Genomic DNA, 23,207 nt, shown 5'->3' with positions numbered 1-23,207 from the left:
ATTGATTGTAAATCAATAAAAACATTATAGACATACAAATTGTGAATTGCAATCATTTTTTATTTTAAAATAGTAAATAGTTTTATTTTTTTGTAAGTCCTAATTTATCTTCAACTTCATTTAAAGTAGATAAAGCGATGACAATATGTTGATCCGCAAGTCCTAAAGCTTGTTTTGTTTTTTCAATAGTTTCATCGGTTGGAGTAGAGTTATTTGCTCCGTCTATAATTAAATTTGCTGCATTTTTCATGAAATTTGATGCGGATTTAAACTGAGTTGTGAATTGAATTAGTTGTTTTTGTATATCTATATCTGCTATATTTTCTTCAATTTTAAGCGTGTCTATTTTGTTCATAATTGTTTCGTACTGCTTGGAAACAGCACTCATTGTAACTAATAGTTTATTTCGATTTACTGAATCTCCATTCGTGTTAATCTCTTCCCAGGCAGGTAACCAATCTTTTTCGATGATGTCATTATAATGAGTAGTCAATTCATTAATTTTAGGTTGTAATTTAGTTTTGAAAGTTTTTGTATCCGCTGTTTCTACAGTTGCTTTTTCGTTGTTATTTTTAACATTAGTAACATAGAAAATCGTACCGAAAATGATGAAAATAGAAATAACAACTGTCCATTTAGTAAAAAGTAATTTCTGCAATATGTAACGCCTCCAAAATTTAAAAACTTATAATTATAATATATAACAATAATGTTGTTTTAAGTAGAGAAAATAGGTTAGAAATGATTTAAAATATATCTTTTCTATACATAAATAATTAAAGTTAGTAAAATGATGAAAGTTATATGTGAGAAAAGAGGGTTTTTAGTGAAAATGAATAGAAGAAAACTAGTTTCAAGTATTTCAATGGTTATGTTATTAGTTGGTTTAATTGCATTCATATTTATGAATAAAGAATCTAAAATTAAAGATTTTCCAGTGCCAATGTCAGCAATCCATATTAACGATGATAAGGAAGAGGACTATCAATATATAAGTGTAATGCAAATTACAAAGGCGAGTGGATGGGAGAACTTAGGGGAAAACGGGCATACTGTTAGTTTTAAAAAAGGGGAGCGGAAGGTAGCAGTAGTACATTATCCGGGAGAAATTACGTATTATGTATTTGAGAAAAAGATGAATAAGGGAGATTAGCTAAAGATGTAATTCATTAAGAGTTACATCTTTTTTTATTCTGAATCATTTGAAATTAAATTCGATAGATGTTTTGATAGATGTAGTGATAAATATGATTAGTTCTATATGTCTATAAAAAGTATTAGGATGATTATAAAAATATTATGTGAACTAATTATTGTGAGAAGAAGATAAATTATATGCTAAAGGGGGAATTAAAAATGCTACTAAAAACAATCTACTGTAAGGTGGAAGAAGAGAAAAAGGAATTGTTTTCAAATGCGCAAGGAAAATGGCGTGATATACGGCACCTAGACGGTTTTCATGGACAATTTGGTGGATGGTATGAAGATGAGGCATGTGTATTTACTTTATGGGAAGATAGAAGTACATATCAATCATTTATGAATGATGCTCACGATACAATTTATTTAAATAGTAATCAAGAGGATACGTTTCTTGCATGTGAAATTGAATTATTTCAAACGTTGTATGATATAACTGATACGCATTTGAAAGACGTTGTTACAGAAGGATCATTCGTAAGAGTTGCTATATGTGATGTAAAGATGGAAAAGGAAAATCATTTTTTACATAAGCAAGAAACAATTTGGAATAAAGGAATGGAAAAAGCAAAAGGAATGTTAGGTGGAGTAGTTGGGAAGTCTTTAAAAAATGAAAATCGTTACATAGTGTTAACGTATTGGAAAGATGAAAAGACACATCAACATTATGTGGAAGAGATTTTCACAGATTTATATAAATTAGCTAATATTCATGAAGAGATAGAAGAGATAAAAGGAAAACAAGCTGTATGTAAGGAAGAATGGCTTGTATATTAAACGCTGAAAAAGTGCATAAATGAATGTATAATAAAGATATTTTCTTATAAACAAGTAATTAATAGAAGACGTTATATACCCTTTCATGTTAATATATTTAAGTTATAATAGGAGGCTTACCCTTTTGTATTGTACGGTAGAAGCAGTGTGAGCTTGAAATTTTTTTTAGAAAAGGATGTGCCTAATTTGCGTATCAATAAATTTATTAGTGAAGCTGGAAAAGCGTCTCGACGTGGAGCGGATAAACTAATTAATGAGAGAAGAGTAATTATTAACGGTAAGGTTGCAAAAATTGGTGACCAAGTGAACCCAGGGGATGATGTACGAGTAAATGGAGAGCAGCTTCGAATTGCTCGAGATCACGTATATATCGCTTTAAATAAACCAGTAGGTATTACATGTACGAGTGAAAAATCAGTAAAAGGTAATATTATTGATTTAGTGAATCATCCTTTACGAATTAGCCACATTGGACGTCTTGATAAAGACTCTGACGGTTTAATTTTGTTAACGAATGATGGCGATATTGTTAATGAGATTTTACGTGCTGAAAACAAACATGAGAAAGAATATATCGTTTCAGTAGATAAGCCAATTACACCTGATTTCTTAGAGAAAATGGCAGCGGGTGTTAAAATTTTAGGGACAAAAACGCTTCCTTGTGAGATTACACAGTTATCAAAATATGAGTTCCAAATTATTTTAACACAAGGGCTAAATCGCCAAATTCGCCGTATGTGTGAAGCTTTAGGTTATCAAGTATACACGTTAAAACGTACGAGAATTATGAATATCGAATTGAATAATTTACCAGTTGGGCAGTGGAGAGATTTAACGAAGAAAGAGAAAAGACGTCTATTTGCAGACTTAAATTACGAACCACAAGATTGGTAAAATTGTGAAGTGAAACCAAAAAAATTTGGTTTCGCTTTTTTAAATTAAATAAATAATTTTTTTAAACACTTGCAAAAATAAAATGAATAAGATATATTAAATAACAATAAATGGATGTTTTACAAAAAGCAAAGAAAAGGACACGAGTTATTTTACCCGGTTATACAGAGAAGGAAGGAAAGCTGAGAACTTCCTAACGCAGAAAAATAACTTACCACCTTAGAGCTGCACTAGGGAAATGAAGTATCTAGTGCCGTGTATGCGACGTTATCGCAAAAGAAGCCATTATGTTTTTTTGTGATGGGAATCTGGGTGGAACCACGGATATAAGCATATTCGTCCCTATATTTAGGGATGAATATGCTTTTTTGCATTCAATTTCATAATAAGCGAAGAAAAGGACACGAGTTATTTTACCCGGTTATACAGAGAAGGAAGGAAAGCTGAGAACTTCCTAACGCAGAAAAAAACTTACCACCTTAGAGCTGCACTAGGGAAATGAAGTATCTAGTGCCGTGTAAACGACGTTACCGTAAATGAAGCCATTGTATATTTACAATGGGAATCTGGGTGGAACCACGGGTAAAAGCACGCTCGTCCCTATTTTAGGGATGAGTGTGCTTTTTATTATGAAATGGAGAGATGAAAAATGAAAGAACAAATGATTGAAATTAAATTTCCAGATGGTAGCGTTAAAGAATTTGTAAATGGAGTTACTTTAGAAGAAATTGCTGGATCCATTAGCAGTAGTTTGAAAAAGAAAGCAGTCGCGGGGAAAGTAAATGATGGATTATATGATTTACGCCGAAATATTGAAGAAAATGCGGAAGTGGAAATCATTACTATAGATTCAAATGAAGGGGTAGAAATTGCAAGACACTCCGCGGCACATATTTTAGCGCAAGCTGTAAAAAGATTGTATGGTGATATAAATCTTGGAGTAGGACCTGTTATTGAAAATGGATTTTATTATGATATGGATCTTCCAAGTAGTGTAAACATAGAAGATTTACGAAAAATCGAAAAAGAAATGAAAAAGATCATAAATGAAAATATAAAGATAGAACGAGTTGAGGTTTCTCGAGAAGAAGCAGCTAAACTGTTTCAAGAAATGAACGACCGCTTGAAATTAGAACTTTTAGAAGCAATTCCTAGTGGGGAAAGTGTAACACTATATAAACAAGGTGAATTTGTAGATTTATGTAGAGGACCACATTTACCATCTACAGGTTATTTGAAAGCATTTCAATTAACTCACGTTTCCGGTGCATATTGGCGAGGTGATAGTAATAACCAAGTGCTTCAGCGCATATATGGTGTTGCATTCTCTTCTCAAAAAGAATTAGAAGAGTATTTACATTTCGTTGAAGAAGCAGCAAAAAGAAATCATCGTAAGTTAGGCAGTGAGCTTGAGTTATTTATGTTTTCTGAAGAGGCTCCGGGAATGCCGTTTTATTTACCGAAAGGACAAATGATTCGTAACGAATTGGAAGCATTTTTAAGAGAAATTCAAAAAGAGTATAAGTATCAAGAAGTACGCACTCCGTTCATGATGAACCAAGAAGTATGGGAGAGATCAGGGCACTGGGGACATTATAAAGATAATATGTATTTCTCTGAAGTAGATAATAAAAGTTTTGCATTAAAACCGATGAACTGCCCAGGGCACATGCTTATGTTTAAAAATAAATTGCATTCTTATCGTGAATTACCGATTCGTATGTGTGAATTTGGTCAAGTACATCGTCATGAATTTAGTGGTGCGTTAAACGGATTATTAAGAGTACGTACTTTCTGCCAAGATGATGCACATTTATTTGTAACTCCAAAACAAATTGAAGATGAAATTAAATCAGTAATGGCGCAAATTGATTACGTATATAAAACTTTTGGATTCGAATATGAAGTAGAGCTTTCTACTCGTCCAGAAGATTCAATGGGTGATGATAAATTATGGGAGCAAGCAGAAGCGGCATTAGAAAATGTATTACAATCGCTAAATTATAAATATAGACTAAATGAAGGTGACGGTGCATTTTACGGGCCGAAAATTGATTTTCATATTAAAGATGCTTTAAATAGAAGCCACCAGTGCGGAACAATCCAGCTTGATTTCCAAATGCCAGAGAAATTTGATTTAAATTATATAGATGAAAATAATGAAAAGAAAAGACCAGTTGTTATTCACAGGGCAGTTTTAGGGTCATTAGATCGCTTCTTAGCAATATTAATTGAGCACTTTGGAGGTGCATTCCCGGCATGGGTGGCACCAGTTCAGGTGAAAGTCATTCCAGTTTCGAATGCAGTTCATGTACAATACGCAGATGAGGTTGCGGATAAATTAGCACAAGCTGGTGTTCGTGTCGAACGAGATGTGCGAGATGAAAAATTAGGATATAAAATAAGAGAAGCACAAATGCAAAAAGTTCCTTATATTCTTGTTATTGGGGATAAGGAAATGGAGAACGGAGCTGTAAATGTACGTAAATATGGGGAAGAGAAGTCGGAAGTGGTTACTTTAAATGTATTTGCGGCTAGTATTGAAGAGGAAATAAAGAATAGAAAATATTGATTGTAAAGAAAACACACTATTAGCAATTAGTGTGTTTTCTTTTTTATCTTACAAAAATGTAAGGTAAATGTAAGCGAAATCGAGGGAACGAGTTGTAGAAAAATGAGAATATGAAGTAGGAAAAAGTTTCATGTTACAGGTGTAACTCTTCTTGAATGAATAATTAAAAAATTCTTAAGAATTTACATGACAAAATAATAAGAAATATGTGAGAAATTAATTTTATACAAAAGGGATGGAGTGAAAGAGATGTCAACAAATGTAGTTACTGTAGAAAGTGTAGAAAAAACGTATGGGAAAAGAAATGAGAATCAGTCAAAAGCATTAAGGGGTGTATCGTTAAGTATTAAAGAAGGAGAATTTGTCGGGATCATGGGACCTTCTGGTTCTGGAAAAACGACTTTACTTAATGTGATAAGTACACTTGACCAAGCGACAGGTGGTAGTGTGACAATAGCTGGTACAAATATTACTTCTATGAAGGGCAATGCGTTATCTGATTTTCGCTCTCAAAAATTAGGTTTCATTTTTCAAGATTTTAATCTTCTAGAAAACTTATCAATTTATGAAAATATCGCTTTACCACTTTCTTTGCAAGGCGTACCGTCAAGTGAGATTACTGGAAAGGTAAATGACGTTGCGAAGAAATTAGGCATCACCGAAATTTTAACAAAATATCCGACGGCTGTTTCTGGAGGACAAAAGCAAAGAACAGCGGCGGCAAGAGCTTTAGTACATAATCCAGCAATTGTATTAGCAGATGAACCGACAGGTGCGCTTGATAGTAAAAACGCAAAAAGTTTATTAGAAGCGATGCAAGATTTACATGAAAATCATAATGTAAGTATTTTGATGGTTACACACGATGCATTTAGTGCAAGTTATTGTGAGCGTATTTTATTTATTCAAGATGGTCTTCTTTATAAAGAATTAAATCGTCAAGGCACTAGAGAGAATTTCTATCAAGGCATTTTAGGTGTGCTCGCTCATATGGGCTCAGCTGCTGAGTCTAAGTAGGGGGCGAAACTATGTTATTTAAATTATCACGTCATAGTATGAAAAAGATGTTAAAAGATTATATGGTTTTACTTATTGGCCTCGTTATTAGTATTAGTATTTTCTACATGTTCCAAACGATGGCGATGAATAGTGAATTTACGAAAGATAATAGCCTAATTAGTAGTATTAGACTCGTCTTTTGGGTAGGTGCAATACTATTATCTTTCATTACTGTATTTTATATTATATATGCCAACTCTTTCTTACTCACGTTAAGAAGAAAAGAACTCGGTATGTACATGATGCTTGGTGCGAAAAAGAAAAAAGTAGCACAGTTATTATTTATTGAAACATTCGGTATGGGGATTGTCAGTATTATTATCGGTATTTTAGTAGGGATGTTACTTGCAAGTGTAGCAGGAAACTTTTTAATGAATGGAATGGAAATTTCAGCAAAAGGTAGTTATGCATCTGTATACACACCAGCAATTTTAGTCACAGCTATTTTCTTCTTAATACTATTTTTCATTACTGGCTTAATGAACAGTGTCCGATTATTACGTAAAACTGAATTAGAGTTAATTCGTGAAGATGAAACACTAGATGAAGTGAAGAAAAGTAAAACTCGCATTATAATAATGACAGTACTTGGTGTATTACTAGTAAGTACAGGGTACTATTTTATGATCAATGTAAAAATTTATGCTGAATTAGGTTTTATTATAGCAACCATCGTTACAACACTTGGAACATATTTTATCTTTAGTTCATTACTCCCGTTTTTTGTGATGAAAATTAAGGGGAATAAAAAACGAAATGAAACTGGTCTAAATAGTTTTACATATGCACAGCTGCGCTTTCGAGTAAATAGTTTATCGAGAGTATTAGGTACTGTAGCAATGTTAATTGCATTAGGCGCAGGTGCGATGACGGCAGGTATGGCGTTCCAAAAAAATGTAGGTATTATGACAGACTTTTCTCGTGTATATGATGTTGTAATTCATGATCCGAATGATCAAGACAAAGCTGCCTTAAAAGAAATGGAAATTGTTGAAGAAAGCAAGTACAAATATAAAGTAGATGGAGAAGCGGTTTATTATTTACGTAACGACTTAACTGCGAAACCGCCACTTGTTTCAGACCATTTTGATACAAAAACTTTAAAAGAGCCTGTTCGCAAACGTGTGACTGAACCTTTAACTGAACCTGTATATTCAGCTTTAGAGGCTCCTGAATTAGCAAAATTCCCTCATATGCCAAAGGATTGGGAAGACGCAGTTGTAAGAGAGATACAAATTACGCATAATCAATTTAGCGGAAAACCAGTAAGAATTGCAGACGAAGAGCATTATAAAGGGATTCAAGGAACAGAACATACTGTAACATTAGCAAAAGTAGATGATATGAAAAAATATAAACCGTTATTGATCGAAATAGACAAGAGACAAAAAGCACAAATTGAAAAAGAAACAGGTGAAAAGGTAGACTTATTTACGAAAATGACAATTTATCAGTTTATGAACAGCTTCATGAGCGGAACAATGTTTATGGGATTTTTCCTCGGAATTGCCTTTTTAGCAATGATGGCAAGTTCCCTTATGTTCAAAATATTAACAGGTGCTTCTCGCGACGTACGCCGTTATGAAATGTTACGAAAAATTGGTGTGAGACGTAGTATGTTAACGAAAAGTATATATAAAGAAATTTCGTATTTATTTATCTTCCCAGCGATCATTGGCATTTCTCACGTTTTAGTTGGGCTTAACTTATTCAGCTTTATATTAGTTGACCCGTTTGTGAAAGTGTGGGTGCCAATAGGAATCTTCTTAGTCATTTATTTCATGTATTACTGGATAACTGTTCAACTTTATAAAGGTATGGTAATGCCGAAAGAAGAGGTAGCTAAATAGTTTATGAAAAGAGTCCTTGTGTTGAAAGCAAGGGCTCTTTTCCATGTGTTTTTATAAAAATGTGTATGCGAGATGTTTTCAAATCTTTCTGTAATGAATATAACTTGTTAGACGTAATTCGTTATAACGTTGGATTATCACATTCTCAAACTGTCTTATTAGAAAAGGATTAAAAAAATCCATTGCCTACTAAGGTGATTGAAATGAAGCTACCGTTTTATTGCCTTATGGGGAAATATGACTATAACACTTCATTCCATGCAGCAAAAACATATTTTGATAAGATAGAAGCAGATCAAAAACAATTTATTACTTTTGAGAAATCAGCTCATTATCCACAATTTGAAGAGAAAGAAAAATTCTATAAGTGGATGTGCGATACATTCATAAAATAAAGTATATCCGAACTTTAGAGAATTGAAATAGTTAGCGAGATGTATAAAGATTTTTAGATGCATAGTATTAACTGAAGCGAAATTAAATAAAAAGACTCTTGATAAAAAATAAGAGTCTTAAGTACAACCAACTATGAATGACTTTTCTTTTTATAAAGAGATACAAAAATAAAAAAAGATAGCTGAAGACAAATTGTTTTCAGCTATCTTTTTTCGTTTAAAGTGGAGGTAAATCAATCTTACCTTCTTCAAATAATTCTTTTATCATATGCTTCGTATAACCAGCGGCTTGACCAAATGTGATTTTTGCTGGCATTGGTGCTTCGTTAGCATCTACAACTACATCAATAATACACGGTTTATTTTGTTTTACTGCATTTTCGAAAGCGGGAAGTAGCTCATCTAAATTCTCAACACGGTATCCAATACCTCCACACGCCTCTGCATATTTTGAGAAATCTGGGTTCGTTAAGTCTGTTTCGAATTCGATATTACCCATAACTTCTTGTTCAAATTTAATCATCGCAATTTTATTATTGTTTAATACGACGACAACGATTGGTAATTTATATTTTACAGCTGTTACGAAGTCATTCATCGTCATTCCAAATCCACCATCACCACAAACTGCAAATACTTGTTTATCCGGGAAAGCAATTTTTCCAGCAAGTGCACCAGGTAAACCGCAGCCAAGTGTTGCGAGCCAGCTAGAAATGACAAATTGCTGGTTTGTCATACGGAAGTGTCTTGCGGTCCATACTGTTACATTTCCGACATCGACTGATAGAATTGCGTCATCATGTGCTACTTGCTGCAGAGCATGCATAACGCGTTGTGGTTTAATTGGAATGGAAGAGTCTTCTTCTTGATCGTGTAATTTTTCTTCCCACTTTTTCATCATTTCTTGGTGATGTTCTAAGAAGGAATGGTCTGTGTGTTCTTCAACATTTTCAATTAACCATCGTAATGTTTTATCAGCATCACCAGCTAAACCAATATCTGTCGCATAACGTTTCCCGATTTGGGCAGGATCTGTATCGATATGAATTGTTTTTGCTTTTTCAGGTAAGAAGCCGGTGAACGGATAAGAAGTACCGACCATAATTAAAGTATCTGCATGCTTCATTGCTTCATAAGAAGGTTTCGTTCCAATTAATCCTAATCCACCAATACAAAGAGGGTGTTCATCAGGAATAATTCCTTTAGCTGGTAATGTAAGTACGATTGGAGCACCAATATGTTCTGCCAATGCAAGTAAAGATTCTCTCGCATGTTTTGTTCCTTTTCCAGCTAAAATCACAGGCTTTTTCGCTTCATTTATTGCGAGTTTCGCTGCATCTAAATCTTCTTTTTGTGGAAACAACTCAGGCAAAGTAAAAGAAGTATTTGTAACACGGGCACCATTTTTCACTTCGAATTTTGGGACATCATCTGGAATAGTAAGAACGGATACACCTTTTTTCGTATAAGCCATTCGAATTGCTTGATTCACTACGGCAGGTAGTTGCTCTGCTGACATAATACGCTGGTTATAAACCGCAACATCATCAAACATTCTTTCTAAATTTACTTCTTGGAAAAAGTCCGTTCCAAGTAAATCGGTTTCTACTTGACCTGAAATTGCTAGAACAGGGGCTTTATCGAGTTTCGCATCATATAAACCATTTAATAAATGAATAGCACCAGGCCCTGCAATTGCCATACAAACGCCAAGTTTTCCTGTTAATTTTGCATAGGCAGCCGCTGCTAATGCACCAGCTTCTTCATGGCGAACTTGAATGAATTTAATTTGATCTTGTTTTTTTCTTAAAGCTTCAATGATAGAATTGATGGAATCTCCAGGCATACCGTATATGTGTTCTACTCCCCAGTCAATTAATAAATCAACTAATGCTTCACCTGCTGTTTTCCCAAACATAATTGTTCCTCCTTATAATAGGTAGATAACATTATGTTTTGGATAAAAAGGGAAAATATACAAATAAGAAAATTTATCTGGTTATTTGTAATCCAAGAATCAGTGTGGGAGGAACAAAAGTTTCACTTTAGCAACTTTAATGATGACCAGCGAATAAAGTGAACACTGTTATTAGTAAAAAACCACTAGTTGCCCACATTAGAAATGTAAGGAAAGAGAGCTGTTTCTTAGCTTTCCAAAGCATTTCATGAATTGTGACATATCCAAGTGAACCAATAGCACTTCCCATAATGAGGCCTTGCAGGTGAAGAGCTTTTCCTTCCATCAAAATGCCAAAAACTGTGCCAGTACCGAGAATAAGAGAAAGTAATAAAGTCGTTAATAAAAAGGAAATATATTTATGTTTTGTAAAAAGAAATGGAATAATTAAAGCTAATCCTTCTGGAATATGGTGAACGACGATTGCTATTAAAAAGGGAATGGCAGAGTCATTATGATTTATAAAAGCTGTACCTAACGCAAATCCACTCGGTATATTATGAATAAATATAGCGAAAGAGAGAAAAAGAAAGGTTTGCCATGCTTGCTGATCTTTTTTATGTATCATTGGATGGTGACAATAGTTATCTAATAAGCCCATAACTAAAATACCGATAGCTATACCAAGTATAGGTCCAATCATTTCATAGCTTGAAAATGTTTCAGGAATAATTTCAAGTGACAATAACCCAAACAAAATACCGCCACATAATGCGTATAAACGATGCATCTTTTCTTCAATGAGTTGGCGTGTTGCTACTCCAACAGCACCGCCTAATAGTAATCCACCGAACGAAAAAAATGTTACAATCATTGGGATCCATAAACGTTCCATAGTATCACACTCCGATTCTATTCCCTTATTTTTAGCTTACGAAAAGAAAAGTTAGATTAGTCCAAGTAATTGTGTTTGAGTATAGAGAAAAAAGTAGTGATTCGTTATAATCTATATATTAAACTTAAGTGAGGAAATGAAAAGGGGAATTGGTTATGCAACAAATTAAAAAAATAGGAAACTCATTTTGGTATATGACACCTGTTTCTGAAACAGATAGACCTATATTAGGAATGGTTGTTGGAAAAGAAAAAACGTTAATGATCGATGCAGGGAATTCAGAAGAACATGCACAATTATTTTTAGAAATGTTAAAAGAACAAAATGTATCGAATCCAGATTTCGTAGCACTAACCCATTGGCATTGGGATCATATTTTTGGATTGCCTGTACTACAAGATGCATTGTCTATTGCACATTCTGAAACGAAAAAAGAGATGCGTACACTTGTTTCTTATGAATGGACAGATGAAGCTTTGGATGCACGCGTAAAAGAGGGTACTGAAATTGAATTTTGTGCGGATTGCATCAAGAAAGAGTTTGAAGAAAAAGCGAGAAATATTAACATTATTCCTCCGGCCTTAACGTTCCAGGATCAAATGGAATTAGATCTTGGTGAGGTGACATGCGTGTTAAAACATGTGGGCGGAGATCATGCACATGATTCAGTTGTTATTTACGTGAAAGAAGAAAAGATATTATTTTTAGGAGACTGTATATATGCAGATATTTTTTCTTCGAAGTGGAACTATACGACGAAAAGAACGTTTAAATTGATAGATGAATTAGAGAAATTTGATGCTAAGACATATATTCTCTCTCATGGGGAAGCGATAAATCGAGAGGAGTTTTTACAAGAGATTCGTATGTTAAAAACAGTAGGAACTTATACAGAAGCTCATAAAGGTGATGAAGAGAAGATAAAGGCAGCGTATAAACAAGAACTAGATAGAGAATTAAATGAAGATGAGTTAGAAACAATAACGTATTTTGTCAATGGTTATGAAATGAATAATCAATAAGACACTACATTAATCCAATATAATTAAATTGCACAAAAAGAGTATTGAAATTTAATTCAATACTCTTTTCAATAGTTAAATATGTAGTTTCAACTAAATTCTAAATATAGGGGTTCATCGTCTGAAGTGATTTTATTCTATTTATTTTTCGTATAGATAGTGGTTCAAGTAGAAGCTTTCTTTGCTAATTCAGTAATATATTCAAAGAAAACATCATGTTTTACATCATAAACGACATTTACAGGTCGTCCATCAGTAGTTTCTTCGGTACGTCCTTGGCTTGGTCCGTATGTATGAACGATACTATTAATCGTTCAGTTTTTGCAAGGCTAGTGTTTCCGACAAAAGCGGTAGTTAGTACATCCCATAAATAGTAAGTAGAGTTCGTTGAGAAGTGAACGAGAGGAGGGACCATTGCATAGCATTGACCAAGGAAATCCATACCAATATACTTTCGCTCTTTTGCCCACTGTTCACGTATGTTTATAGTTAACGGAACTTGGTTTGTACTTTCTAGTGTCACTAAGTCGATTTTAATTTTTGCATCCCATACACGAGCTACTGCTTCAGGATCCCAAAACGAATTCCACTCAGCTGTTCCATCATGCTCTGGTTCATGTACATTGCCAGCTTTAAGAAATGTACCACCCATCCAAACGAGGCGTTCAATTTTATCTTCGATTATGGGAGCTTCATATAATGCACGAGCAAGGTCAGTTAGGGGCCCAGTAAATAATAAAGTTGTTTTTCCTTCCGTTTGTAGAAGCGTTTCTATTAAATGATGATGCGCGGGTTTTGCCACCACGGGTGTTACAACTTTTCCAGACTCATTTAAAATTGGTAGAGCATCTACATAAAATGCATGCATCCGCCAGTCTTTCGGAAACGGGTTTTGCCCGCGAGAGTTTGAAGCGGCTACGGCAATATTACCTTTGCCGAAGCGATCGATAATTTTACGACTGGCAGACATTGCGGGTTCTAAATAGCAGTCTGCTGGGATAACAGATACACCGGTAAGCTCAACGTTTTCCATTTGAAGTAATAAAAATAATGAAATTAAATCATCTACACCGCCATCATGATTGAAGTACACTTTTTTCTTCATTGTAATCTCCATCCTATATGATTTAGTTAGAAATTAAATATGAATTGAGGAAAAGTCATCAATAATTTCCACCACTTCAATTTCTCCATTAATCAGTAACTCAGGAAGATCATTTCTAATATTTCCTTTCCAATACTCTCTAGCTTGTTCGATTTTTTGAGAAAAAGGAATTCCATCTTCTTTCGGTAGAAGATTCCCGTCACCTTCAAAAGAACTTCCGATCACTCGTAGTTTAACAATCTGTAAAACTTCTCGATTGTAAGAATCAAATAGCGCTCTCCATTTCAAAGTATCCTCATAGCTTTTAGCAGCATATAAGCAAGATAACCTGGAAGGGTATTCAGGGAATTCTTGTAGTCTAACCATTTCTACAATTGTTTCTCTAACTGCTCTAATTGTTTGATCCATATAACTCATAACTACTTTAGTATTTTCATTGTTTATATGTAATTCGTTATTTTTATAGTGTTTATTTAAAATTTGTATGCCATCTTCACCACTAGCATTTAATTGTTCTCTTTCAAAAAAGAAGTGATATAGAGTATTGTGTTGATTTTTGTTAAAAGGAATGATTTGTCCGATATGCATTTTTTTCCTTGTTACGATGTGATATGCGTAAAATTCTGCTTCATTCATGGTTATCCTCCTAGTAATAGTGTAATGCAATGTTAAATTTAGTAATTCAACATTGCGATATATATATCCTCTATAAGTAAAAGTGAGAATTTGAGTAGAAAGGAAAAAATGAAAACGTTTTAAATTTGTTCACAAAATGTTCACTTACGAAGGGGTTTCCAATGTCGATATAATGACAAAGACTCAAAGAGAAAGGATGATGAAATTTGCCAACAACAAGAAAGGAAAACCTCCAATTTGGCATGATGATGTGCCTTGGGATGGTTATCGTAATGACGTTTTACAATTTACTAATGAATGAAACAGGAGGACCAATTTATATTAAAGAGATTGCATTAGAACTATTAATTGGCTTTATTATTGCACTATTAATTGAAATATGTATCGTTGGACCTTGTGCGAAAAAAATTGTATTCATATTGCCATTTGATAAATCTAAAAAAATAAATATTATCGTTGCAATGGCGACAACTATGGTAATTGGAATGGTGTTCTTTATGTCATTTTTCGGTATGGCTATGATGTATTTACATGGTGGACTACAAGGAGATTCATTTGTTTCCATTTATTTTACGATTTTTATTAAAAATTTCATAATGGCATATCCATTACAATTAATTATTATGGGACCGCTTGTACGTTTCTTATTTGCAAAGTTTGTTATGAAAAAGAAATCTTTTAATGTAGCGTAATTTTAATTTATAAAACATTATATATAAATAATAAAAACACATCTCGCATTTTTGAGGTGTGTTTTTTTGTTCATTCCAAGTTATTTTCATAGTGATGTGACATTTGTCCTTTTGCCATTATAGGATGATGGTTTTTAATTAAGTCAGAAATAAAGGAGGAGGAGATGATTTTTTGAAAGGTATTATATTTGCTATTTTTGCGGGGATATTTATAACACTTCAAGGAACCTTTAATGCGAAACTTAGTTCACATATCGGTATATGGTCGACGAGTATTATAACCCATTTAATTGGATTCATTATTGCAACAACTGTATTTTTGTTAAAGAAAGAAGAGAAAATAACGGATTTAAAGAGTGTGAAAAAAATATATTTAGTAGCTGGTGCACTTGGTGGGTTAATCATTTGTGCAGAAACAGTAGCGATACATGCAATGGGAGTTACAGTAACAGCGGGAACACTTATGGTTGCTCAATTATTAACAGCAACTTTTATTGAGATGAAAGGATTATTTCAAATGAAAAAGATACAGATGGAGAGATATCATATTGTGGGAACAATAATAATGATTATAGGTATTGTTGTATTTAATATGTAAATGAAAGGAGAAATGAATATGGAGGATAGATCAGGTTTAATTACGCATTATTTGAAAACCAATAAAACGCTCGAGGTTTTTTCAGAAATAGATACAGCTTATTTTCAATTAAATCACTTTGAAAAAGGCGAGCTCATTTGCAATATAGATGACGAAATGGATCGTTTATATTTTGTTGTTAAAGGTAAAGTAAAAGTTTATACGATTACACCTGAAGGGAAGAAACTAATTCTTCGCTTTATCAATCCATTGGCCATTGTTGGTGATATTGAACTAATTCAAAATAGCAAAGCACATAATGTCGTTGAGGCTTGTTCAGATGTTGTAGCAATCTCTATTTCTAATACGGTTATTAGAAACAAGTTATTACATGATCCTATATTTATAAAGTTCTTGCTTGAAAACATTGCGAACACATTAAAAATATCGACTCGTTTTACTGCTCTTAATTTACTTTATCCTGTAGAAGTACGTGTAGCTAGTTATTTGCTTTCAATTTCAACAGATAGTAACGGGAATATGTATAAAGAGGATTTGGATGCAACTTCGGTAACGAGTATTGCGGATTTTATAGGGGTAAGTTATAGGCACATAATACGGGTATTACAAAGATTTTATAATGAAAAATTAATTGAAAAGAGTAATGGAGTTATTGTAATTAAAGATTTTTCTAGAATGAAGGAAGTCGCTAAAGATAATATATATGAGCAATGAAAGGGAGGGGTAGATTTTGATTGGATTTAGTTTAGCTATATTAGCAGGAATATTAATTAGCTTACAATCTGTTTTTAATGCAAAAGTAAATGAAAATGTAGGACAGTGGTTAACGACTACATGTGTCCTTGGAATAGGTCTCATTAGTTCTATTCTATTTTATATCATTACAGAAAACAGTATTAACATTAAAGTGTATACTACAAATTATTTGTTTTATGTAAGTGGACTGTTTGGCATCGGGTTAATTATTTGCATAATGGGTGCAATAAAGAGCTTAGGTCCAGCATATACAGTGCTAATTAGTCTTATTACTCAATTGGTTGTTGCGTTATGCATTGATACATTTGGATTATTTGGAATGGAGAGTATTCCATTACAAGTAAATAAATTAGTTGGTATAGGTTTATTAATTGTGGGAGTAGGAATTTTTAAAAATCTATTTTTGAATAAGAAAGCTATTCATATAAATGAGGATAGTGTCTAAAGAATATAAAGGGAAAAAGTGTAAATGGTCAGAACTTATACATTTAGATAGTAACAAGTGAGCGATGAGGAGAGAGGATAAATGAATCAGTTAATGTTGCAAGATGGTATACACTATTTGAAAATCAATGGGATTATGCATTGGTGTAAAGTTGCAGGGACAGCTCATAATACAGTCCCTCTTATTATAGTACATGGTGGTCCAGGTGGTAATCATTATGTATTCGAAAGAACGCTTGGTTTGAAGTTAGAAGGAAATATGACTGTAGTTTATTACGAACAAAGAGGTTGCGGACGAAGTGAGGCACCACAAGATGACGGTGAGTACTCAATCAATACTCTAGTCGAAGATTTAGAGAAATTAAGAAAGCAATTACATGTAGAGAAGATAAATTTGTTAGGATATTCTTTTGGTGGACAACTTTGTTTAGAGTATGCTTTGAAATATCCAAAAAATGTTGAACAAATGGTATTACAAGCACCATCGTTAGATGATTTTAATGATATGTATACTGTGCAGATAGAAGGTTTTCTACAAGTAACGAAAGGGGAAATGAAAGAACAAATATTGATAATAAGTAAGTCAGAAATTCCTTTAAAAGAAAGGTATAATCAAGTTTGGAGTATAGTTGATACAAAAGCTGTAGATCGACTATTGTTTAAAAATGAAGAATTTGCAAAGCTAAATCGGAGTCTTTGGGAGGAAAGTCAGTTAAGTAATACAGGGAAGATGAGCAAAGTTATTTTTGGAACAAAAGCATCTTTACCGCTTATTGAGCGTATTAAAGGTTTAGAAATTGATACGTGTGTCATAGTTGGAGCGCATGACTATAACACGGGTGTAGGAATGAGTTATAGAATAACGAGACAATTGAAAAATGGTAAACTTGTTATATTTGAAAATAGTGGACATTTCCCAGATATCGAGGAGATGGATAAAGTATGTGAAACGATTATTGAGTTTTTGGAATAAAAGGGGGATATTAAGGTCGAACCGAATTAATAGAGTTGAATTGGCTATTGGGATATTAAATCATGTAATATGCTAATTGTTTACTTGTAATTGAGGAAGAATCAATTAGTGTATTTGGAAAATAAGTAAAAAAGATCTCGTAAGGTGGAGGTCTTTTTTACTTATTATTTAATATTTTGAACTTATATGAACTGAAGTAGAAGAGTATGATAAGCACTTTCAGGCAACGAGAATATAACCGAAAATAAAATATTACTAAACATATATAACTAATGAATACAATGTCTTTTTCAGTTATTAAGTTGTAAATCATTTTATGATAAAATCTTTTACATAATTTAATAAAGGGGTAGTATTCAATGGGTTATTTCTCAAATGGTTTATTAGTTTTGTTTGTGCTAATCGTATGCAGTTGTATATTTTTTGGTTGATAATATAATGAGAGTCTTATATAAAAGAAGTTATCTTAAGTGAGATAACTTCTTTTTATTTTATATTGAGAAGGAATTCTATCTTTCTTATTGAAGTTTGTTCTAGTTATTTTTACATCGATCACATTTGTATAATGGGAATTTTATGAAATATAAACAAGCCAGAGAATAGGGAGTATTTACATGGAAAATAGTATACGCTACACAAGTGAACATCCTACAGATTTTAATGGATTATTATCCTTATACGAATCTTTAGAATGGAATTCTCTTAAATTAACTGTTAACGAGTTAGAACGAATGTGTAAGCAAAGTTGGTATGCAATTTATGTTTTTGATGATAAGAGGTTAGTAGGGATGGGGCGTGTCATATCAGATGGAGTCATAACAGGCATTATTTGTGGAGTTGGTGTATTGCCAAAATATCAGTCTAGTGGCATCGGAAAAGAAATAGTGGAACGATTAATCCAGCACTGTGAACAAAACAAGGTTATTCCACAACTTATGTGTGTAGAAAAATTGCAATCTTACTATGAATCTATAGGGTTTGAAGCATTCTCTATTGGGATGACAAAACATATTATAAGATAGAGGTGCTTTATCCTGCTATTTGTCGGGTAGTAAAACCCCACGGATTAAAGTTTCACTTTATATTTTCAGTTTACTTGTACATATTTTCAAACTTCAACATAAAGGAGAATGGCTGTATGGAGATTGCTAAAGGAGTAGAAATGTTACAACTTGAATTTCAAGAATTTGTTATTCATCCGATTCTTTTATGGGATGATGAAATGGCAGTATTAATAGATACGGGTTTCCCAGGACAAATTGAAGATATACAAGTAGAGATGGAAAAGGTTGGGGTATCATTTGATAAGTTAAAAGTCGTGATTTTGACGCATCAGGATATTGATCATATAGGTAGTCTGCCAGAATTGTTGCAGCGCTGTCGAAGTAATATTAAAGTTTATGCGCACGAACTAGATAAGCCATATATCGAGGGGGATTTACCTTTATTGAAGGACGGAAATGTAGAGAACCGCCCAAAAGGAAAAGTGAGTGATACTGTGATTGACGGGCAAGAACTTCCGTATTGCGGTGGAATACTAATTCTTCATACTCCAGGGCATACTCCGGGTCATATTAGTTTATATTTGAAACAAAGCAAAATTCTTATTGCAGGAGACTCTATGTATAGTGTGAATGGGATGTTAGGAGGAATTCACGCCCCAACAACTATAAATATTAAGGAAGCAAAGCAGGCTTTGAAGAAGTATTTAAATTTACATATTGAATCTGTAGTTTGTTACCATGGGGGATTAAGTAAGGAGAATATAAATGTTCAACTTCAAAATTTGTAAAGTTAAAATGGAGTTTTTTGTTAAGTGGCGTTGAAGTATAATCTGATTATTAGTATATAAATAAATTATAAAAGAGCATGTTTGAAAAAATTAAACATGCTCTTTTATTAAAGTAAATCAGTTTAATATGAATGACCTAACCCATTCCAATAAAAAGAAACGATTTCTTGTGCTAATTCATCTATATTTGCCAGAATAGGATTGTGATTTTCATCTTTAAAATTCCCAATTGATAATAAAGATACGAAAGCATGAGCCACAAATTTAGCGTTTCCTTTCGGAATTTCTCCCATGTGCATCGCAGTATCGAGTGCTTTTTCTAGCACTTCATACATATTATTTTCAGCATTTTTTAATTCCTTCAATTGTTCTTCAGATAACGACATTTTAGCATCTTTCATAAAATTTTTCATATCAATATCCATCGTTGCGTGTAAGTAAACTTTGGCGAAGTCTAATAATCTTTCTTCTAAAGTTTTGTTTGTAGAGAGTATTTGAGACATATTCTCTCGTATACGTATCATCATTTGGGTCATAGTAGCGGTAAATAAATCGGCTTTTGTTGAATAGTAATAGTAGACGGTTGCTTTCGTAACACCACAAACTTTTGCGACTTCACCCATAGAAACGACTTGATAATTTTGTGTAAGAAATAAGCGAGTTGCCACTTCTAAAATGGTTTCTTTTGTAGATTTTGTATTTTTATTTTGCCGTGGCCTTCCGAGAGGACGTTGTTTTTGTTCCAAATCCATTCGCTCCTGACATTTATTCTTGAGATAATTATAACATAATTTTCAATCATTCTTGATTAATTAACCTACCAGTATATATAATTAATAATGAAGGAAAAAAGGAAGGTGGGTTTTTATGAAAAAGCACACGTTACATATGTTAGGGAGGCTTGTAGCAGGAAAAAATACGCAATGGATCACTTTATCGGTATGGGTTCTTATTACATTATTACTTTCATTTACGTTACCACAAGTAAACAGTACGAAAGAACCGAATCCAAAAAATTTACCTGAAACAGCTATGTCACAGCAAGCGGAAGCGCTTATGAAAAAAGAGTTTCCGAATAATGCAGGGAATCCGTTGTTAGTAGTATGGTATAGAGATGGTGGATTACAGTCACAGGATTATAAACTCATACAAGACGTTTATAAAGAGTTAAAAGCTAGTCCTTTAAAAGAACAATCAACGTTACCGCCATTTGATACAATTCCAGAGCAAGTATTATCAAAAAGTGCATCAAAAGATGGTACATCATTTGTTACACCGGTATTCTTTAATAAATCTGCTGGTACGGATATATTAAAAGGAAATCTTGAAGAGTTTAGAAAAATAGTGAATAGTAAGGTGGATGAAGATCCATTTAAACAAAAAATAAGTGAATCTGGTTTACATGTTCGATTATCTGGACCTGTAGGTATTCAAACGGATGCAGTTAGTTTATTTAGTCAAGCAGATGTGAAATTGTTAGTGGCTACTGTACTACTAGTGTTAGTTTTGTTAATTTTACTGTATCGTTCACCAATTTTAGCGATTTTACCTATACTTGTTGTTGGCTTTGCATACGGTATTATTAGTCCTACACTCGGTTTTTTAGCTGATCACGGATGGATTAAAGTAGATGCCCAAGCGATATCAATTATGACAGTATTATTGTTTGGTGCTGGAACGGACTATTGTCTATTTTTAATTTCGAGATATAGAGAGTACTTGTTAGAAGAAGAAAGTAAATATAAAGCATTACAACTTGCGATTAAAGCTTCTGGCGGTGCAATAATAATGAGTGCGTTAACTGTTGTACTTGGATTAGGGACATTATTACTTGCTCATTATGGTGCCTTTCATCGATTTGCAGTACCATTTAGTGTTGCTGTATTTATAATGGGAATCGCGGCTTTAACGATTTTACCAGCACTATTATTAATTTTCGGTAGGATTGCATTTTTCCCGTTTATACCGAGAACAACTTCAATGAATGAGGAGTTTGCAAGAAAGAAAAAGAGGGCTGTAAAAGTTGAAAAATCAAAAGGCTCCTTTAGTAAAAAACTTGGAGATGTAGTAGTACGAAGACCGTGGACAATAATTATGCTAACTGTGTTTGTATTAGGTGGATTGGCTTCGTTCGTACCACGTATTCAATACACATATGACTTATTAGAATCGTTTCCAAAGGATATGCCTTCTCGCGAAGGGTTTACGTTAATTAGTGATCATTTCTCGGCTGGTGAACTAGCACCAGTAAAAGTGGTTGTTGATACGAAAGGAAAAGAGCTTCCTATTAAACAAGAACTAGAGAAATTTTCTTTCGTAAATACAGTGAAAGAGCCAAAAGAGGGAAAAGAAAATAAGCAAATACAAATGTATGAAGTTTCTTTAGCGGAAAATCCATACTCAATTGAAGCGTTAGATCAAATTCCTAAATTGAAAAGTAATGTAGAAAAAGTATTAAAAGATGCTGGGATTAGTAATGCTGAAGAGCAATTGTGGATTGGTGGAGAAACAGCTTCATTATATGATACAAAGCAAATTACTGAACGTGATGAATCAGTAATTATTCCAGTAATGATTAGCATTATCGCTTTACTATTACTTGTCTACTTACGATCGGTTGTTGCGATGGTTTATTTAATTGTAACTGTCGTTTTATCATTCTTCTCAGCGTTAGGAGCAGGATGGATATTGCTTCATTACGGTATGGGAGCGCCGGCCATTCAAGGTGCGATACCGTTGTACGCATTCGTATTTTTAGTTGCTTTAGGTGAAGATTATAATATCTTTATGGTTTCAGAAATATGGAAAAACAGAAAGACACAAAATCACTTGGATGCAGTAAAAAATGGTGTAATACAAACAGGTAGTGTTATTACATCGGCAGGTTTAATTTTAGCAGGAACTTTTGCAGTGTTAGGTACACTTCCAATTCAAGTATTAGTTCAATTTGGTATTGTAACTGCAATTGGCGTATTACTAGATACGTTTATCGTAAGACCGTTACTTGTACCCGCAATTACAGTTGTGTTAGGCCGATTTGCTTTTTGGCCAGGTAAACTTTCAAGAAAGAGTGAAGAAATACAAAAGGTGGATGCATAGTGAAAAAAGTCAAGGGTATTTTCCTTGGCTTTTTTCAATGTAGTTAATTAATTTTTTGAAGTCAAATCATCAGCTGCAGCGTGATCAGCATCTTCAATTGTTGTTTCGGGCATTCCGTATAAGCCGTTCATTGCTTGTTCTTCAATAGTAAGGTTTGCAGTATTATTATTTTGAATAGATGTAGTATTTTCAGTAACATTTTCCTTTTTATTCATATTTTTGTTATTCATGTATGTATCCTCCAAATTTCATTTGATTTATCTATAGTATGTGGATTGATTTCAAGAAATATGTGAATTGATTCTTACATATGTTATATAATTAAATAAATAATTAGGGTGAAATGTAAACTGTTAGGAGTGAACAATTATGGTGAAAGCAAGGGAAATAGCCTTCTAAAATAAAAAGAAAATTTTAGGAGGCTATTAGAATGAAGTTTCATGTAATTGATAGAGAAGATTGGAATAGAGAGCAGTATTTTGAGCATTATTTAAAGTTGAAATGTACATTTAGTATGACTGTTAATGTTGATATCACGATGTTATTAGAGG

General features: G+C 33.2%; 22 protein-coding genes, 2 pseudogenes and 2 other annotated features. Of the genes and pseudogenes, 17 read left to right on the top strand and 7 right to left on the bottom strand.

What is annotated here, in order from left to right; translation table 11 throughout:
• Window positions 1-82 precede the first annotated feature (82 nt).
• Complete coding sequence (locus GBN78_RS16420; protein WP_152127524.1) at window positions 83-658, bottom strand: hypothetical protein; 576 nt, start codon at window positions 656-658, stop codon at window positions 83-85.
• A gap of 132 nt (window positions 659-790) precedes the next feature.
• Here GBN78_RS16420 and GBN78_RS16415 point away from each other — a divergent pair, with 132 nt between their 5' ends.
• From GBN78_RS16415 to GBN78_RS30635, 7 genes and pseudogenes are all read left to right on the top strand, one after another.
• Window positions 791-1,153 carry a hypothetical protein gene (locus GBN78_RS16415; protein ID WP_050544205.1) on the top strand — a complete coding sequence of 121 codons (363 nt, stop codon included), beginning with the start codon at window positions 791-793 and terminating at the stop codon, window positions 1,151-1,153.
• Window positions 1,154-1,356: 203 nt separating this feature from the next.
• A complete protein-coding gene (locus tag GBN78_RS16410; RefSeq protein ID WP_000925167.1) occupies window positions 1,357-1,977 on the top strand; it encodes a YdbC family protein in 621 nt (206 codons plus the stop codon).
• Window positions 1,978-2,163: 186 nt separating this feature from the next.
• On the top strand, window positions 2,164-2,871 hold the full coding sequence (gene rluF / locus GBN78_RS16405; protein WP_001222170.1) for a 23S rRNA pseudouridine(2604) synthase RluF: 708 nt from the start codon (window positions 2,164-2,166) through the stop codon (window positions 2,869-2,871).
• A gap of 122 nt (window positions 2,872-2,993) precedes the next feature.
• Window positions 2,994-3,218: a binding site (T-box leader), on the top strand.
• A 36-nt stretch (window positions 3,219-3,254) separates the two neighbouring features.
• Window positions 3,255-3,476, top strand: a binding site (T-box leader).
• Between the two features lie 44 nt (window positions 3,477-3,520).
• Window positions 3,521-5,443: a threonine--tRNA ligase gene (thrS, locus tag GBN78_RS16400; protein ID WP_000663095.1), complete on the top strand. Its 1,923-nt coding sequence runs from the start codon at window positions 3,521-3,523 to the stop codon at window positions 5,441-5,443.
• Window positions 5,444-5,692: 249 nt separating this feature from the next.
• Window positions 5,693-6,460 carry an ABC transporter ATP-binding protein gene (locus GBN78_RS16395; RefSeq protein ID WP_000106427.1) on the top strand — a complete coding sequence of 256 codons (768 nt, stop codon included), beginning with the start codon at window positions 5,693-5,695 and terminating at the stop codon, window positions 6,458-6,460.
• An 11-nt stretch (window positions 6,461-6,471) separates the two neighbouring features.
• Window positions 6,472-8,352 (top strand): FtsX-like permease family protein, encoded by a 1,881-nt coding sequence (locus tag GBN78_RS16390; RefSeq protein ID WP_152127523.1) that lies wholly within the window; start codon window positions 6,472-6,474, stop codon window positions 8,350-8,352.
• Between the two features lie 92 nt (window positions 8,353-8,444).
• A pseudogene (locus GBN78_RS30635) lies at window positions 8,445-8,747 on the top strand (hypothetical protein); the annotation flags it as partial.
• A gap of 217 nt (window positions 8,748-8,964) precedes the next feature.
• Here the strand turns inward: GBN78_RS30635 and GBN78_RS16380 are convergent.
• Both GBN78_RS16380 and GBN78_RS16375 read right to left on the bottom strand, forming a co-directional pair.
• Complete coding sequence (locus GBN78_RS16380; protein ID WP_074624929.1) at window positions 8,965-10,665, bottom strand: pyruvate oxidase; 1,701 nt, start codon at window positions 10,663-10,665, stop codon at window positions 8,965-8,967.
• Window positions 10,666-10,801: 136 nt separating this feature from the next.
• Complete coding sequence (locus GBN78_RS16375; protein WP_000440615.1) at window positions 10,802-11,539, bottom strand: ZIP family metal transporter; 738 nt, start codon at window positions 11,537-11,539, stop codon at window positions 10,802-10,804.
• A 155-nt stretch (window positions 11,540-11,694) separates the two neighbouring features.
• Between GBN78_RS16375 and GBN78_RS16370 the strand changes: the two genes are divergently transcribed.
• Window positions 11,695-12,561 carry an MBL fold metallo-hydrolase gene (locus tag GBN78_RS16370; RefSeq protein ID WP_001184092.1) on the top strand — a complete coding sequence of 289 codons (867 nt, stop codon included), beginning with the start codon at window positions 11,695-11,697 and terminating at the stop codon, window positions 12,559-12,561.
• Between the two features lie 164 nt (window positions 12,562-12,725).
• Here the strand turns inward: GBN78_RS16370 and GBN78_RS16365 are convergent.
• Window positions 12,726-13,678: pseudogene (locus GBN78_RS16365) on the bottom strand (nucleoside hydrolase).
• A gap of 21 nt (window positions 13,679-13,699) precedes the next feature.
• Window positions 13,700-14,302 carry a DUF2441 domain-containing protein gene (locus tag GBN78_RS16360; RefSeq protein ID WP_152127522.1) on the bottom strand — a complete coding sequence of 201 codons (603 nt, stop codon included), beginning with the start codon at window positions 14,300-14,302 and terminating at the stop codon, window positions 13,700-13,702.
• Window positions 14,303-14,508: 206 nt separating this feature from the next.
• On the opposite strand from GBN78_RS16360, the gene GBN78_RS16355 reads away from it, so the two are divergent.
• The 7 genes from GBN78_RS16355 to GBN78_RS16325 all read left to right on the top strand — a co-directional run bounded on the left by GBN78_RS16355 (window position 14,509) and on the right by GBN78_RS16325 (window position 19,557).
• Window positions 14,509-14,994 (top strand): DUF2798 domain-containing protein, encoded by a 486-nt coding sequence (locus GBN78_RS16355; protein WP_009326921.1) that lies wholly within the window; start codon window positions 14,509-14,511, stop codon window positions 14,992-14,994.
• A gap of 172 nt (window positions 14,995-15,166) precedes the next feature.
• Window positions 15,167-15,592 carry a DMT family transporter gene (locus tag GBN78_RS16350; RefSeq protein ID WP_000676010.1) on the top strand — a complete coding sequence of 142 codons (426 nt, stop codon included), beginning with the start codon at window positions 15,167-15,169 and terminating at the stop codon, window positions 15,590-15,592.
• 18 nt (window positions 15,593-15,610) lie between these two features.
• Window positions 15,611-16,306 carry a Crp/Fnr family transcriptional regulator gene (locus tag GBN78_RS16345; RefSeq protein WP_000390201.1) on the top strand — a complete coding sequence of 232 codons (696 nt, stop codon included), beginning with the start codon at window positions 15,611-15,613 and terminating at the stop codon, window positions 16,304-16,306.
• A 16-nt stretch (window positions 16,307-16,322) separates the two neighbouring features.
• Window positions 16,323-16,793, top strand: a complete 471-nt coding sequence (locus GBN78_RS16340) for a DMT family transporter (RefSeq protein ID WP_000579010.1) — start codon at window positions 16,323-16,325, stop codon at window positions 16,791-16,793.
• Window positions 16,794-16,874: 81 nt separating this feature from the next.
• Complete coding sequence (locus GBN78_RS16335; protein WP_001072684.1) at window positions 16,875-17,765, top strand: alpha/beta fold hydrolase; 891 nt, start codon at window positions 16,875-16,877, stop codon at window positions 17,763-17,765.
• Between the two features lie 614 nt (window positions 17,766-18,379).
• Complete coding sequence (locus tag GBN78_RS16330) at window positions 18,380-18,787, top strand: GNAT family N-acetyltransferase (protein WP_000431733.1); 408 nt, start codon at window positions 18,380-18,382, stop codon at window positions 18,785-18,787.
• A gap of 116 nt (window positions 18,788-18,903) precedes the next feature.
• On the top strand, window positions 18,904-19,557 hold the full coding sequence (locus GBN78_RS16325; protein WP_000401501.1) for an MBL fold metallo-hydrolase: 654 nt from the start codon (window positions 18,904-18,906) through the stop codon (window positions 19,555-19,557).
• Between the two features lie 122 nt (window positions 19,558-19,679).
• On the opposite strand, the gene GBN78_RS16320 is transcribed toward GBN78_RS16325, so the two are convergent.
• Window positions 19,680-20,303 carry a TetR/AcrR family transcriptional regulator gene (locus GBN78_RS16320; RefSeq protein WP_000436044.1) on the bottom strand — a complete coding sequence of 208 codons (624 nt, stop codon included), beginning with the start codon at window positions 20,301-20,303 and terminating at the stop codon, window positions 19,680-19,682.
• A 121-nt stretch (window positions 20,304-20,424) separates the two neighbouring features.
• On the opposite strand from GBN78_RS16320, the gene GBN78_RS16315 reads away from it, so the two are divergent.
• On the top strand, window positions 20,425-22,656 hold the full coding sequence (locus GBN78_RS16315; RefSeq protein WP_152127521.1) for an MMPL family transporter: 2,232 nt from the start codon (window positions 20,425-20,427) through the stop codon (window positions 22,654-22,656).
• A gap of 47 nt (window positions 22,657-22,703) precedes the next feature.
• Here the strand turns inward: GBN78_RS16315 and GBN78_RS16310 are convergent, their stop codons facing one another.
• Window positions 22,704-22,886, bottom strand: coding sequence for a DUF4021 domain-containing protein (locus tag GBN78_RS16310; protein ID WP_001060657.1), 183 nt, complete (start codon window positions 22,884-22,886; stop codon window positions 22,704-22,706).
• Between the two features lie 200 nt (window positions 22,887-23,086).
• On the opposite strand from GBN78_RS16310, the gene GBN78_RS16305 reads away from it, so the two are divergent.
• Window positions 23,087-23,207 (top strand): CatA-like O-acetyltransferase (locus GBN78_RS16305; RefSeq protein ID WP_226798481.1); only part of this gene is annotated, 121 nt, incomplete at its 3' end.

The sequence above is a fragment of the Bacillus sp. B2-WWTP-C-10-Post-4 genome (assembly GCF_009183805.1).
Classification (GTDB): domain Bacteria; phylum Bacillota; class Bacilli; order Bacillales; family Bacillaceae_G; genus Bacillus_A; species Bacillus_A cereus.
The sequence above is the reverse complement of the archived record's forward strand: the minus strand, read 5'-3'. Positions and strand labels throughout refer to the sequence as shown.

Coding starts and splice junctions, on each gene's coding strand:
- GBN78_RS16415 (WP_050544205.1), top strand. CDS start 791: ATGATGAAAGTTATATGTGAGAAAAGAGGGTTTTTAGTGAAAATGAAT.
- GBN78_RS16410 (WP_000925167.1), top strand. CDS start 1,357: ATGCTACTAAAAACAATCTACTGTAAGGTGGAAGAAGAGAAAAAGGAA.
- thrS (WP_000663095.1), top strand. CDS start 3,521: ATGAAAGAACAAATGATTGAAATTAAATTTCCAGATGGTAGCGTTAAA.
- GBN78_RS16395 (WP_000106427.1), top strand. CDS start 5,693: ATGTCAACAAATGTAGTTACTGTAGAAAGTGTAGAAAAAACGTATGGG.
- GBN78_RS16390 (WP_152127523.1), top strand. CDS start 6,472: ATGTTATTTAAATTATCACGTCATAGTATGAAAAAGATGTTAAAAGAT.
- GBN78_RS16380 (WP_074624929.1), bottom strand. CDS start 10,665: ATGTTTGGGAAAACAGCAGGTGAAGCATTAGTTGATTTATTAATTGAC.
- GBN78_RS16375 (WP_000440615.1), bottom strand. CDS start 11,539: ATGGAACGTTTATGGATCCCAATGATTGTAACATTTTTTTCGTTCGGT.
- GBN78_RS16370 (WP_001184092.1), top strand. CDS start 11,695: ATGCAACAAATTAAAAAAATAGGAAACTCATTTTGGTATATGACACCT.
- GBN78_RS16360 (WP_152127522.1), bottom strand. CDS start 14,302: ATGAATGAAGCAGAATTTTACGCATATCACATCGTAACAAGGAAAAAA.
- GBN78_RS16345 (WP_000390201.1), top strand. CDS start 15,611: ATGGAGGATAGATCAGGTTTAATTACGCATTATTTGAAAACCAATAAA.
- GBN78_RS16335 (WP_001072684.1), top strand. CDS start 16,875: ATGAATCAGTTAATGTTGCAAGATGGTATACACTATTTGAAAATCAAT.
- GBN78_RS16330 (WP_000431733.1), top strand. CDS start 18,380: ATGGAAAATAGTATACGCTACACAAGTGAACATCCTACAGATTTTAAT.
- GBN78_RS16325 (WP_000401501.1), top strand. CDS start 18,904: ATGGAGATTGCTAAAGGAGTAGAAATGTTACAACTTGAATTTCAAGAA.
- GBN78_RS16315 (WP_152127521.1), top strand. CDS start 20,425: ATGAAAAAGCACACGTTACATATGTTAGGGAGGCTTGTAGCAGGAAAA.
- GBN78_RS16310 (WP_001060657.1), bottom strand. CDS start 22,886: ATGAATAACAAAAATATGAATAAAAAGGAAAATGTTACTGAAAATACT.